Below are 13,688 nucleotides of genomic sequence, written 5' to 3'. Positions count from 1 at the left end.
ACGCCGCTTATTGCGGATAAACATACTCCGCCTTGCCGTCGCGAATGTTCAAGCTGCCTGCATCGCCTGTAATCAGGTTGCCCGTTACCGAGCCTTCGCTACAACCTGAAACCGGCATATCGTAGCCCAGTGTGTGAATCAGGAACGTTGAAAGCTGCTGATGGAAGGCAATCTCGCAAGGTGCAAAAGCTTGGTTGGCAGCCTGTTGCACGGCCTTATCCGGGCTGTACAACACCAGTGGCACAAGATAGCTGTCGGGCTGCACCGTGCCTTGATTGTAGGTATCTTGGCGCACATACTGACCATGATCGGAGGTATAGGCAAACAGCCAGTTGCCGTCAGGCTGCTTTTGCAGCTGCTCGAATACGGTTTGAATCATTTGGTCGGTTTTGTGGATGGTGTTGTCGTATTTATCCACAATATTGGCTTCGCCGAATACTTTATCTTGAGGCTGCAACAATGCGCCGTATGGAACGTGCGAACCGCGTTGGTGCAACACGATAAAATGCTTGCCCTGCTGCAAATTGATTTTGTCAAACAGCGGCAGCAGTTTCTCATCAGGCATATTGTCGCTGTTGCCGTAGCCAAGCTGCGTCGGCTGAATCAGATGGTCTATCCATTTCTTACCGATTAAGTTCAAAATTGCCATCTCGTTTTCCGCCTGCGCGCTGTAAAAATACGTTTCATAGCCCTGCTCTTTGGCGAGGCGGAACATATTGGTATCGCCGCTGCTGATTTGCTCGTAGCCGTTGGCATGCGGTATCGCATTGAAAAAGCTGGGCAGGGACACAGCCGTCATCAAAGCGGCGGAATAGCTTTGTTTCACAATCGGCTTAAATTCGGCTTGCGACAGCTGGGTCAAAAACGGCGAAGTCTCACGCCCGTAGCCAAACAGTTTCAAATGCGCCGCGCTTTCGCTTTCGCCCATAATCAAAACGATATTTTGAACACTGCCCTGCCCGATTTTGCTTGGCGCAGGCTGTTTGAACACAGGAATCTTGCTTAAATCAAACAACTGATACGGCAATACGCGCCCGACAAAATAGCCGAAGCTGAAATAATTGGCTTTGATACGACTGTATGTCGGTTTGGGCGAAATACCGTGTTCCTGCGTCGTACTGAATGAACGTCCAAAAATCAGCAACATCGCCGCAATAAACACAATATCGGCGGCAAAATGCGTCTTACGGCGGAACTTGGCAAGGCTGCAAAACAGCACGACTTCCAACACGCCCCACACCACAGGCAGCCACAACTTATCCAACATCGACGCGCCCGCGCTGCCGACTTCGGTAACCTCTTTCAGCATCAGCCAATAATTGATGCCCGTCATCCAACTTTGATAAACCGCATAATGCACATTATTGGCAATGATGCTGAACGCGAAAAACACCGCAATCAACAAACGCGTCGCCTTATAACGCGCAAACAGATACAGCGCAGCAATTACAAATGTCAGCGCAAACGTTTCCGCAATTTTCGCCGCAGGTAAGGTTTCAATTCCGAATACAAAACGATAGGCAATTTCGCTGGCAGTCAGTAAAGACGAATACAGAACAAGCGTGAGGAAAGATTTTTTCATCATTAATATTTCACAATAAAAAATTTACCGATTGAGTTTTAAAACCCAATATTCCCTTTTCAATAGTTTTTAGTTTCTCAATGATTTAGGCCGTCTGAAAATGAAACATGGCCTGCCTTTTTATGAAGAAAGTTTTTATTTTCAGACGACCTCTACCGCTCCCAATTCCAGCAACACCTGAAAACCGTCATTGATATACCGTGAATCGGGCATTTCTAAAAACGGGAATGCCGCCACATCGCCCAGGTTCAGCGATGCCATGCGCAGGATGACGGCGGCGAGGTTACTGCGGACGATTTCGGGGTCGGTGAATTCGGGGCGGCTGTTGAAATCTTCTTCTGAAAACAGTCGGATACATACGCCTGCGGAGACGCGGCCGCAGCGGCCGGAGCGTTGGCGGGCGGCGGCTTGGGAGATTTTTTCGACATGAAGCTGCTCCACTTTCGCCCGTGCGGAATAGCGTTTGACGCGCGCGAGGCCGGTGTCGATGACGTATTTGATGCCCGGCACGGTGAGCGAGGTTTCAGCGACGTTGGTTGCTAACACGATGCGGCGTTTCGCGCCTGAGGGGTGGAAGATTTTGTGCTGTTCGGCGTGCGACAGGCGCGCGAACAGGGGCAGGATTTCGTCGTTGCGGCGCAGCGTGGACTTGCGCAGGGCTTCTGCCGCTTCGCGGATTTCGCGTTCGCCCGGCAGGAACACCAAAATATCGCCTTCGCCGTAGCGCGCCAATTCGTCGGCTGCATCGACAATCGCGTCGGTCAGCTCGACTTCTGCATCGTCTTCGTCTTTGCTGGTCAGCGGTCGGTAGAGGATTTCGACGGGATACGTCCGTCCGCTCACTTCCAGCACGGGCGCGCCGTTGAAGTGTTGTGAGAAGCGTTCTGCGTCTATGGTTGCCGAGGTGATGATGACTTTCAAGTCGGGGCGGCGCGGCAGGAGCTGTTTCAAATAGCCCAAGAGGAAGTCGATGTTCAGGCTGCGCTCGTGCGCTTCGTCTATGATAATCGTGTCGTAGGCGGTGAGATAACGGTCGGCCTGGGTTTCTGCCAACAGGATGCCGTCGGTCATCAGCTTGATGCAGGCATCGCGCGAGGTGTGGTCGGTAAAGCGTACTTTATAGCCGACCGCGCTGCCGATTTCGGATTTCAGCTCTTCGGCAATCCGCTCTGCCACGGAGCGCGCGGCCAAACGGCGCGGCTGGGTGTGCCCGATTAGCCCCGCTGCCCCGCGTCCGAGTTCCAAACAAATCTTGGGCAACTGCGTGGTTTTGCCCGAACCGGTTTCGCCGCAAATAATCGTTACCTGATTCTCGGCAATGGCTTTTTTGATTTCGTCGAGTTTTTCGTGAACGGGCAGCGTGTTGTCGAACTCAGGTTTGGGCAGTTTGGACAGGCGTTGCAGATAAAGATCGTGCGATTTTTTGTATTTTTCTTCAACCTTGGCCAAGCCGCCGTATTTTTTTGGGTTTTTAAAGGCGGATTGCAGAAAATAGCGGTCTTTGGAGAGGGTTTGGGCGAAATCGGGTTGCGGCATGATGGTGCAATGAATTAAATAATGTGAAAAGAATGGAATTATAGCAAAAGGCCGTCTGAAACTTGCTTGCTTTCAAGTTTCAGACGGCCTTTGTATGGATAAACCGTTTTAGTCGGCGGCGTGCCAAGGTTTTTGCATACCGGCGTGGAAACTCGGTTTTTCTCCGCCCCACAAGGTGTCGATGTCGTAGAAGTCGCGCACGGCAGGGAGCATGACGTGGACAACGAGGTCGCCTGCGTCGACGAGCGTCCATTCGCCGCTGTCGCCTTCGGTGCTGAGGATTTCGAAACCGGCTTCTTTCAAATCGACGGCAACGTTGTTCGCCAGTGCTTTGACTTGGCGTGTGCTGTCGCCGCTGGCAATAATCATGCGGGCGAACAGGGAGGTTTTGTCTTGGGTTTCCAAAACGGAGATGTCTTTGGCTTTGATGTCTTCGAGGGCGTTTACGGCCACTTCGACCATTTTTTGCAGGTCTTGCAATTCTTGTTCGTTCATTATTTTCCTAGTTGAAATGTTTTCAGACGGCATTATAGCTTATCTGCCTGAATAAACGCTATTTTTCATAGAGTTTGTGTTGGCGGATGTATTGGGCGACAGGTTGCGGCAGGCCGTCTGAATGGTGCGTTTTGGAGAGATCGGCACGAATTTGGGTTGAGCTGGTGTTGTGCAGCGGCGCGTTGAGGATGCGGACGCTGCCGTTTTGCAGTGCTTCGCCGAGCCATGCGTGCAATTCGCGCGGTGTTTTGTTGAGGTTGTCGCCTTGTCGCATGGCGATGGCGATATGGGTCTGGCGCACGAGGGTTTGCCATTTTTTCCATGTGTGCAACTGCATCAGGCTGTCGCTGCCCATCAGCCACCACAGTTGCGCACCGGGAAATTGCTGGCGGAAGATTTGGACGGTGTCAAACGTATAAGTCGCGCCGTCACGGACGATGTCGCAGTCGCTGGCGGCGAATTTCGGCTCGTCGGCGATGGCGAGTTCGACCATAGTGAGGCGCTCTTGTGCCGGCGTGCGCGTGCTGTCTTTGTGGTACGGGTCGCCTGCCGGCAGGAAGACGACAAGGTCCAAACCGATTTCGTCGGCAAAGGCGCGGGCGATGTGGAGGTGGCCGTTGTGTATGGGGTCAAACGTGCCGCCGAATAATCCGATGTTTTTCATTTCGTGGTGGTGTCTGCGTTAGATGTTTTGGCCGTCTGAAGCAGGCAGGCTGCCGTCAACAATCAGGTTGAGCTTGCCTGTGGTCGGATGGATGACCAGGCCGTGGATGGCGATGTTGTCGGGCATCAGCGGATGTTTGCGAATCAGCTCGACGGTATGGCGCACGCTGTCTTCGACATCGTCAAAACCGGTCAGCCAGCCGTCCAAATCGATACCGGCATTGCGCAGGGTTTCGATGCGGTCTTCGGGGATATTGCTGTCGTGTACGCGTTGGAGGAACTCTTCGGCATGCAATCCGCGCATACCGCAGTCGTGGTGGGCAATGACCATGATTTCTTTCACTTTGAGTTCAAATACGGCCACCAACAAACTGCGCATCACCGAACCCCAAGGGTGGGTCACCAGCGCACCGGCGTTTTTGATGAGCTTGGCATCGCCGTTTTTTAAGCCCAAGGCATTGGGCAGCAATTCGATAATGCGTGCGTCCATGCAGGAAAGAATGGCCAGCTCGCGGCCGGGGTATTTGTTGGTGAAATATTTTTCGTACTCTCCCGATTCAACGAAACGTTGGTTGTAGGAAAGGATATCGGTCAATTCACTCATGATGATGTGCTCGTTTCGGATGATTTACTCTATTATAGCGGTTTTCAGGGGGTATGGTTGTTTTGCAAATTCGCCGTAAACGGCTAAAATCGACGTATCTTTAGTTCTTTTGGAGGATGCGCCATGTCTCAGTCTTTCCGTTTTGAACAGGTATTCACTCCCGATGTCCACGACGCATTGTGGGATTGGGCGCAGACAAGCTATGGCGCATCCGACGATTGGTGCATTCTGTATCTCAACGGCCTGCCTTTAGGCCGTCTGAACCCATTATGGCGCGAACGCCTCGGGCAAGATTGGACAGGCAGGAAGTCGACGCTTTCAGACGGCCTGAATTTGAAAACAGACAGCTGGCCGGAAATGGGCGACAGTTTACAAACACTGGCGCAACAATGGCACGATTGCGGTTGGCTCAAAGGTTGGCGCGGTGAAAAGTTCGACATCTGCGACCAGTCGGGCAAGCCTTTATGCACACTCGAACGCGCCGCCTTCCGTCCGTTCGGCCTGATGAGTCAGGCAGTTCACTTAAACGGATTGGTCGAAACAAAAGACGGTTTGCGCTTTTGGATAGGCCGCCGCAGTCCGCACAAAGCCGTTGATCCGAACAAACTCGACAACCTGACCGGCGGCGGTATCAGCAGCGGCGAGAGGCCGTCTGAAGCCGTCTGCCGCGAGGGCGAAGAAGAAGCTGGTATTCCCGCTTCTCTGACACCCCATATCCGACCGACTGCCCAAATATATAGTTTGCGCCCTGTTAATCGCGGTGTCCACAACGAAATCCTGTATATCTTCGACATCGTCCTGCCCGAAGGCTTCCAACCCGCCAACCAAGACGGCGAAGTCGCCAGTTTTGAACTGATGGACATCCCCACCCTGCTCGATGCCATGTTGGGCGGACATATGATGCACGATGCCCAGTTGGTCACGATCGAAGCCTGCCGGCGATACGGCCTGATCGACCCCAAACATCCGCTGTCCGCATGGCTCGACAGCATCCGTTGCCGCCCCCATTTTTAAAGGCCGTCTGAAACCATGTTACAACTCAAAAACATCAACAAACGCTTCGGCAGCAAAACCGTTGCCCAAGACATCAACCTAAACGTCGAAGCAGGCGAAATCCTCGCCGTGCTCGGCCGCTCTGGCTGCGGCAAATCCACCCTGCTCAAAACCATCGTCGGCCTGGTGCGTCCCGACAGCGGCGAAGTCTGGCTCAACGGCGACAACATCACCGACATGCCGTCTGAAAAACGCAATATCTCGCTGATGTTTCAAGACTACGCCCTTTTGCCGCATTTAACCGCCCTCGACAACGTCGGCTTCGGCCTCAAAATGCGCCGCCTGCCCAAAGCCGAAATCGAAGAACAATCCATGCAGGCCTTGCGCGACATCGGTTTGGAACACGAAGCGCAACGTAAACCCGAAAGCCTCTCCGGCGGCGAACAACAACGCCTCGCCCTAGCACGCGCCCTAATCACGCGCCCGTCGCTGTTGCTCTTGGACGAAGCCTTCTCCAGCCTCGACACCCACCTGCGCCACCACCTGCGCACCCTGACCGCCGAACGCATCCGCAGTCAAAACATCCCCGCCATCCTCGTGACCCACTCCGCCGAAGAAGCCTGCACAATGGCCGACACCATCGCCATCATGCACGAAGGCCGCATCCTCCAACACGGCACGCCGGAAACCCTTATCCGCCGCCCCGTCAACGCCCAAGCCGCCCTACTGCTCGGTTTGGCCAACACCGGCGACACACGCTACATCCCCCAACACGCCATCCGATTCGACCCGAACGGCACAGCCGTCCGCATCAGCGAAGCCGTCCCCCTCGCCGAAGGCACACGCCTCACCCTCGCCCATCCGCAATACGGCGATTTGATTTGGTATCCCCACGCCGACCACGATACGGACAAACCGCAAACCGGACAGGAAATCCGCATCAGCGTGGATGAAGGTCAAATTGTTTGGTTTGATTGAATTTGATGGATTGAGAAAAAGAAAAAGGCCGTCTGAAATTTAAGTTTCAGACGGCCTTTGTTATTATCAAGAACAATTAAGAGACCTCGTGTATAGTCACACAAGGGATGCCTGCAAATTCAGCAATTTTCTTGCACAAGCTGCTAGATGACACTTTGCCGACATCCGGGAAAACAACAGCAAAATCGGAATATGCCATATCGGCATAAGTGGTATTCGACGGTAAAAAGCAATAATACAAATCTTCAGTTCCACAAACAGAACAAGTGAGATGGCCACCTTCGTCATCAAAATCAAACGAAGGCAATAGCTCTTCTATATTCATCTCTTCACCTCGAGCATAATGTTGACTGCAATGCGGACAAACAAGCTCGCCTTCTCCAAAGTTTTCCAAAGCAGTGAACAGCGTCGGCTCATCTTCAATCTGAAAGTAGATGCCGTAGGAATATTGGGCATTTTTTTCACCTAAAAATTCAATAATTCCTTTATTGGTAAACGTATAACCTAGTTCTCCATAATAAAAAACTTCTTGCAACTCAGGATAAATCCAACCTTGCTCCAGCATATAATTTCGGATCTGTTCTGCAAGCTCCTTTTTTTTCTCCCCTACGGGAGATACAGGAACTATATAGTAGCGATGTTCAGACATTATTTTCCTTTCTTAAAAGAGGCTGTTTCAAACGGCCTTTTTTATTTATCCAGCAATCAGACAACACCATCTAACCGACGGTTGCTTTTTACTTCACTTTCGTACATACCTCACGGGCAGTCCCGTCTTCAGACACCAATTTGCCTGATTTATCCAGTTGATACACATCATCTTTTCCGGGTTTGTCCATCTCCGCGACCAATCCGGTGTACATCATGCTTTCCAAGAGTCGTCCATCCTCCGACTTTTCCAACCACGCCAGCGTTTCGGGGCTGTGCTGTCGTGAAACTTCGCTATATTTGATTTGGCTTTCCGTCAAGGCATTGTTTTCAAAACGCCATTTCCCTGAACCGACAACACGGTATGCTAAGATATTGCCGTCATCATCGATTTTGAATATAGCGTCGCCACGGAAACTGCCGTCCTGAAGATATTCGACTTTTGTATCACTGTGAATGTTTTCATCAGAGCCAACGCAATGCCATGTACCGACAATCGGAGAAGCCAGGGCAGTTGTTGCGGATAAAAGCATCGGCAAAATAAAGAGTTTCATCTATTTTCTTTTTTAAAGGGGCCGTTTGAAAAGTTGCAACGACATTGAGGCTGCATTTTCAGACGGCCTTTGCGGGTATTTTACTGCAGGCAGACGTTCAAGAAATATAAATCACGAGCCCGGCAATCAGCACCAGCTGGACACCCAACTTCATCAGCGCAGTACGACTGACAAAATAGATAAACCAAGTGCCGGTCAGAATCAACAGTAGAATAATCAGCCATGGCCGCCATTTGTTGAGGTGGACGGCTTCGGTAAAGCAGGTATGAATATGAAGTACGACGATGGCAACGATGGGCAATATAGGCATAATGAAGTCCATCATTTGATTTCCTTTTGATGAGGCCGTCTGAAATTTAAGTTTCAGACGGCCTTGTCTATTCAATCAAAATCAGTCTTTCAACTTCGCCAACTGAGTTTGAACTTTCGCCATTTTGTCTTCCAATTCCGCCAAATCGGCTTTGTCTTTTTCCACCAAATGCGCGGGGGCTTTTTCGGTGTAGCCGGGTTTGGAGAGTTTGGCGTTGAGTTTGTCCAAGGCTTTTTGCAGCTTCTCGGCTTCTTTACTCAAACGGGCGGTTTCGGCGGCTTTGTCGATTTCGACTTTCAGCATCAGGCGCGCGCCGTTGCAGACGGCGACAGGTGCGTCTTCTGCTTCGGGCAGGCTGTCCACCAGCTTGGCTTCGGTCAGTCGGGTCAGCGACGGCAGGTATTTGAGCAAGCCTTCGAGTTCTGCGCTGCCTTCGACGAAGAGCGGCGCTTTGACGTTTGGCGCGATACCCATTTCGCCGCGCAGTTTGCGCACTTCTTCCACCAAGTCTTTCAATGCGGCCATTTTGTCGAAGGCCGTCTGAACGATTTGTTCTTTATCGGCTTGCGGATAGGCGGCCAACATGATGCTGTCGGCGGTTTTGGCATTCGCCAGAGGCGCAACGACCTGCCACAACTCTTCGGTAATGAACGGCATAATTGGGTGCAGCAGGCGCAGGATGGTTTCGAGTACGCGCACGAGGGTTCGGCGTGTGGTGCGCTGAGTTGTCGGGCAGCCGGTTTGGATTTGCACTTTTGCCAGCTCGATGTACCAGTCGCAATATTCGTTCCACACAAATTCGTACAGCGTTTGCGCGGCAAGGTCGAAGCGGTAAGTTTCAAAGGCTTCGGCAACGGCGGCTTCAGCTTGTTGCAGTTTGCCGATAATCCATTGGTCGGCTAAAGTAAACGCCAACGGCTGCATTTCGTCTTGACCGCAATCTTTGTCTTCGGTGTTCATCAACACGAAGTTGGTTGCGTTCCACAATTTATTGCAGAAGTTGCGGTAGCCTTCGGCGCGTTTGAAGTCGAAGTTGACGCTGCGGCCGAGGCTGGCGTAGCTTGCCATGGTGAAGCGCAATGCGTCCGCGCCCATGCTCGGAATGCCTTCCGGGAAAAGTTTTTTGGTTGCTTCTTCCACTTTCGGCGCGGTTTCGGGTTTGCGCAGGCCGGTGGTACGTTTTACCAGCAGTTTTTCCAAGTCGATGCCGTCGATCAAATCCACAGGGTCGATGACGTTGCCTTCGGATTTGGACATTTTTTTGCCTTCGTGGTCGCGCACGATGCCGTGGATGTACACGTCTTTAAACGGTACTTTGCCGGTGAAGTGGGTGGTCATCATAATCATGCGCGCCACCCAGAAGAAGATGATTTCGTAGCCGGTAACCAAGACATTGGACGGCAGGAAAGCTTTGAGTTCGTCGGTTTCAGACGGCCAGCCGAGCGTGGAGAACGGTACGAGCGCGGAAGAGAACCATGTATCCAATACGTCTTCTTCGCGGGTCAAACCGGTTTTGCCGGCTTGTTTTTCGGCTTCTTCTTGATTGCGGGCGACGTAAACATTGCCTTCGTTGTCGTACCATGCAGGGATTTGATGACCCCACCACAGTTGACGCGAGATACACCAGTCTTGGATGTTGTTCATCCATTGGTTGTAGGTGTTGACCCAGTTTTCGGGGATAAAGCGCACTGCGCCGCTGTCGACGGCTTTTTTAGCTTTGTCGGCGAGGCTCAAGCCTTTGAATTCGCTGTCGGGTTCGCCGCCGTTTGGCGTTGCGGACATGGCGACAAACCATTGGCTGGTCAGCATCGGCTCAATCACTGAGCCGGTACGGTCGCCTTTCGGCGTCATCAGCGTGTGCGGTTTGATTTCGACCAAGAAACCTTGTTCCTGCAAATCGGCAACCATTTGTTTACGCGCGGCAAAGCGGTCTAAACCTGCGTATTTTTCAGGCAGGGCAAAGCCTTGTTGCGCTTCGCCTTTGAAGTTGAACACTTCGGCGTTTGCCAACACTTTGGCTTCCAAGTCAAACACATTAATCAGGCGCGTGTCGTGGCGTTTACCGACTTCGTAGTCGTTGAAGTCGTGTGCAGGCGTGATTTTCACGCAACCGGTGCCAAAATCTTTTTCAACGTATTCGTCAGCAATCACGGGGATGGTGCGGCCGGTCAGCGGCAGGATCAATTCTTTGCCGATCAAGTGGGTGTAACGTTCGTCTTCGGGATTGACGGCAACGGCAACGTCGCCCAGCAGCGTTTCGGGACGGGTGGTCGCCACGATAACGGCTTCGGCAGGATTATCCGCCAACGGATAGCGGATGTGCCACATAGAGCCTTGTTCTTCCACGCTTTCCACTTCCAAATCCGATACCGCCGTGCCAAGCACGGGATCCCAGTTCACCAAGCGTTTGCCGCGGTAAATCAAGCCTTGTTCAAAAAGGCGCACGAACACTTCGGTCACGGTTTCGGCGCGCACGTCGTCCATCGTGAAATACTCGCGCGTCCAGTCGGCAGAGCAGCCCACGCGGCGCATCTGCTGCGTAATCGTGCCACCGGAAACTTCTTTCCATTCCCACACTTTTTCCAAGAATTTTTCGCGGCCCAAGTCATGACGGGACACATTTTGCGCGGCAAGCTGACGCTCGACCACGATTTGCGTGGCGATGCCCGCGTGGTCGGTGCCCGGAATCCAGGCAGTGTTGCAGCCTTTCATGCGGTAGTAGCGGGTCAGGCCGTCCATAATGGTTTGGTTGAAGGCATGGCCCATGTGCAGCGTGCCGGTTACGTTGGGCGGCGGCAGTTGGATGGAGAAAGACGGTTTGGTCAAATCCATATCAGGCTGGAAATAGCCCTGCTTTTCCCAGTTTTGATAATGTTTGGATTCGATTTCGGCTGGATTGTATTTGTCTAACATGATGGAACTTTGTGAAATTAAGGTTATTTTTGATGTGCGGATTATAACGCAAAAAGGCCGTCTGAATCATTTCAGACGGCCTTTGGCATACGGGTTTTAAAAATGGAACAATACCAGACTGACGGCAATCACCGCCATGCCCGTTGTCAGGCCGTAAACGGTTTCATGGCCGTCTGAATAGCGTTTGGCGGCCGGCAACAACTCGTCCAACGCCAAAAACACCATCACGCCGGCTATCACGCCAAACACCGAACCAAACACGGCAGGCGATAAAAACGGCTGCAAAACCAAATAGCCCAAAGCCGCCCCCAAAGGCTCGGCCAAGCCTGATAGCAGACACGCCCATACCGTTTTCTTACGGCTTCGGGTGGCAAAATAAACCGGCGCGGCGATGGAAATACCCTCCGGAATATTATGGATGGCAATCGCCAAGGCCAAAGGCATCCCGACCGCCGGATTTTCCAAGGTGGCAAAAAACGTCGCCAAACCTTCGGGGAAATTGTGCGCCGTAATCGCAAACGCCGCCATCATGCCGACTCGCGCGATATGGCGGCGTTTACTTTCTTGAAACGACGGGTCTTGCGCGTCTAATGTTTCATGCGGGTTCGGCACCAGGCGGTCAATCAGCGCGATGCCGCCCATCCCGGCCAAAAATGCCATGGTCGCCGCCGCAAACGCGTGGTCTTTATCATAAATTTCAGCGAACGCCTCGCTGGACTTGCTGAAAATCTCCGTCAGGGAAACATACACCATCGCACCGCCGGCAAATGCCAAACCAAACGACAACACGCGCGGATTGGGCGTTTTGGAAAACATCACCAAGCCGCTGCCTAATACGGTAAACAAACCGGCAGCCAGCGTGATGGAAAAGGCAACGGCCAAATTGGACATCGAAAAATCGGGCATGAGAAAACCTGCGCTAAAAGCTGGGACAGGTTCAGACTAACACTTTTTAATGCATATGATAATAGTTATTATTTATTTTATTGATTGGATACCGGATTTTGAAACAAAAGACCGTCTGAAAAATGGTTTTCAGACGGCCCTTAAGTTTGAAATATCACCAAACCTTATCGCTTTCCAGCTTAAGCCTGATAGCGCGACAGGCTCAAGTCGTCGCTGCGGATTTCGGTGTCTTTGCCGCTCACGATATCGGCGGTTAATTTTGCCGAACCCAGCGACATGGTCCAGCCTAAAGTACCGTGGCCGGTATTCAGGAACAGGTTTTCAAAGCGGGTGCGCCCGATTAACGGCGTACTGTCGGGCGTCATCGGTCTGAGGCCGCTCCAGAACAATGCCTGATTCAAGTCGCCGCCTTCGGGGAACAAGTCGTTGACGACCAAAGCCAGCGTTTCGCGGCGTTTTTCGGGCAGTTTGATTTCGTAGCCGGACAATTCCGCCATGCCACCGACGCGGATTCTGTTGTCGAATCGTGTGATGGCGACTTTGTAGCTTTCGTCCAAAACGGTGGACACCGGCGCGCCGTCGGAATTTGTGACCGGCAGGGTCAAGGAATAGCCTTTGACGGGATAAATCGGCAGATTGAGATCCAACTGCGCCAACACCGTCCTGCTGAAGCAGCCGAGCGCGCAGACGAAAGCATCTGCTTCAAACCGTTCTGTTTCGGTTTCCACTGCGCTGATGCGCTGGCCGTTGTGGTCGATGCGGCGGATGGTTCGGTTGAAATGGAACTGTACGCCTTTTTCCAGACACAGTTTGTACAGGTTTTCGGTGAAGAGGTGGCAGTCGCCGGTTGCGTCTGCAGGCAGGTGCAGGCCGCCGGCAATTTTTGCGGTAACGCGTGCCAGCGCAGGCTCGAATTCTGCGCATTCTTCGGGCTTCAGACGGCGGTATGGCACGCCGTAGCGTTCCAAAACGGCAATGTCTTGTTCTGCCGCTTCGACTTCTTTGGTTTGGCGGAAAATCTGCAACGTCCCTTTTTTGCGCCCTTCAAAATTCATGCCGGTTTGCGCTTCAAAACGGCGGAACATTTCACGGCTGTATTCGGAAATCCTGACCATGCGCTCTTTATTGATTTGATAGCGCGCTGCCGTGCAGTTTTGCAGCATTTGCCACAGCCATTCGATTTGATACAGGCTGCCGTCAGGGCGAAACAGCAAAGGCGGATGGCTTTTAAACAGCCATTTCAGCGCTTTAGTCGGGATACCGGGTGCAGCCCAGGGCGTGGTATAGCCGTAAGAAAGCTGGCCTGCGTTGGCAAAACTGGTTTCCATCGCCACGCCCTCGGCGCGGTCGATGACCGTTACTTCATGTCCTGCCTCTGCCAGATACCACGCGGAAGATACGCCGGCAACACCAGCACCTAAAACAAGCACTTTCATTTTTCTCCTCCTCTGACTTTTTTCAAAACAAACTGATATACATCGGGCCGTCTGAATATTCAGATTCAGA

General features: G+C 52.4%; 13 protein-coding genes. 2 read left to right on the top strand and 11 right to left on the bottom strand.

Features of this window, described 5'->3' with window-relative positions; genetic code table 11:
• Positions 1 to 7 precede the first annotated feature (7 nt).
• The 5 genes from lpt3 to RRV97_RS10360 form a co-directional block, all read right to left on the bottom strand.
• Positions 8 to 1,585 (bottom strand): lipooligosaccharide phosphoethanolamine transferase, encoded by a 1,578-nt coding sequence (gene lpt3, locus RRV97_RS10380; protein WP_315611465.1) that lies wholly within the window; start codon positions 1,583 to 1,585, stop codon positions 8 to 10.
• A 138-nt stretch (positions 1,586 to 1,723) separates the two neighbouring features.
• Positions 1,724 to 3,118 (bottom strand): ATP-dependent RNA helicase HrpA, encoded by a 1,395-nt coding sequence (hrpA, locus tag RRV97_RS10375; protein ID WP_315611464.1) that lies wholly within the window; start codon positions 3,116 to 3,118, stop codon positions 1,724 to 1,726.
• 108 nt (positions 3,119 to 3,226) lie between these two features.
• Positions 3,227 to 3,613: a ribosome silencing factor gene (gene rsfS / locus RRV97_RS10370; protein ID WP_002246503.1), complete on the bottom strand. Its 387-nt coding sequence runs from the start codon at positions 3,611 to 3,613 to the stop codon at positions 3,227 to 3,229.
• Positions 3,614 to 3,671: 58 nt separating this feature from the next.
• On the bottom strand, positions 3,672 to 4,277 hold the full coding sequence (gene nadD, locus RRV97_RS10365; protein ID WP_315611463.1) for a nicotinate-nucleotide adenylyltransferase: 606 nt from the start codon (positions 4,275 to 4,277) through the stop codon (positions 3,672 to 3,674).
• An 18-nt stretch (positions 4,278 to 4,295) separates the two neighbouring features.
• The gene (locus RRV97_RS10360; protein WP_315611462.1) at positions 4,296 to 4,880 is read right to left on the bottom strand and encodes a carbonic anhydrase; all 585 of its coding nucleotides are present in this window, start codon (positions 4,878 to 4,880) and stop codon (positions 4,296 to 4,298) included.
• Between the two features lie 123 nt (positions 4,881 to 5,003).
• On the opposite strand from RRV97_RS10360, the gene RRV97_RS10355 reads away from it, so the two are divergent.
• Complete coding sequence (locus RRV97_RS10355; RefSeq protein WP_315611461.1) at positions 5,004 to 5,894, top strand: NUDIX hydrolase; 891 nt, start codon at positions 5,004 to 5,006, stop codon at positions 5,892 to 5,894.
• A gap of 15 nt (positions 5,895 to 5,909) precedes the next feature.
• The gene (locus RRV97_RS10350; protein WP_315611460.1) at positions 5,910 to 6,851 is read left to right on the top strand and encodes an ABC transporter ATP-binding protein; all 942 of its coding nucleotides are present in this window, start codon (positions 5,910 to 5,912) and stop codon (positions 6,849 to 6,851) included.
• A gap of 76 nt (positions 6,852 to 6,927) precedes the next feature.
• On the opposite strand, the gene RRV97_RS10345 is transcribed toward RRV97_RS10350, so the two are convergent.
• From RRV97_RS10345 to RRV97_RS10320, 6 genes are all read right to left on the bottom strand, one after another.
• A complete protein-coding gene (locus tag RRV97_RS10345; protein WP_315611459.1) occupies positions 6,928 to 7,500 on the bottom strand; it encodes a hypothetical protein in 573 nt (190 codons plus the stop codon).
• Between the two features lie 88 nt (positions 7,501 to 7,588).
• On the bottom strand, positions 7,589 to 8,053 hold the full coding sequence (locus RRV97_RS10340) for a hypothetical protein (RefSeq protein WP_315611458.1): 465 nt from the start codon (positions 8,051 to 8,053) through the stop codon (positions 7,589 to 7,591).
• Between the two features lie 97 nt (positions 8,054 to 8,150).
• Positions 8,151 to 8,378, bottom strand: a complete 228-nt coding sequence (locus tag RRV97_RS10335; protein ID WP_315611457.1) for an enterochelin ABC transporter — start codon at positions 8,376 to 8,378, stop codon at positions 8,151 to 8,153.
• Between the two features lie 66 nt (positions 8,379 to 8,444).
• Positions 8,445 to 11,276, bottom strand: coding sequence for a valine--tRNA ligase (locus tag RRV97_RS10330; protein ID WP_315611456.1), 2,832 nt, complete (start codon positions 11,274 to 11,276; stop codon positions 8,445 to 8,447).
• A 96-nt stretch (positions 11,277 to 11,372) separates the two neighbouring features.
• On the bottom strand, positions 11,373 to 12,182 hold the full coding sequence (zupT, locus tag RRV97_RS10325) for a zinc transporter ZupT (RefSeq protein WP_002224778.1): 810 nt from the start codon (positions 12,180 to 12,182) through the stop codon (positions 11,373 to 11,375).
• A 179-nt stretch (positions 12,183 to 12,361) separates the two neighbouring features.
• Positions 12,362 to 13,618 carry a D-amino acid dehydrogenase gene (locus RRV97_RS10320; RefSeq protein WP_315611455.1) on the bottom strand — a complete coding sequence of 419 codons (1,257 nt, stop codon included), beginning with the start codon at positions 13,616 to 13,618 and terminating at the stop codon, positions 12,362 to 12,364.
• Positions 13,619 to 13,688 lie beyond the last annotated feature (70 nt).

Origin of the sequence: Neisseria sp. DTU_2021_1001991_1_SI_NGA_ILE_055 (genome assembly GCF_032342915.1) — a bacterium.
Classification (GTDB): Bacteria; Pseudomonadota; Gammaproteobacteria; order Burkholderiales; family Neisseriaceae; genus Neisseria.
This window is presented reverse-complemented; position numbering and strand designations above follow the sequence as displayed.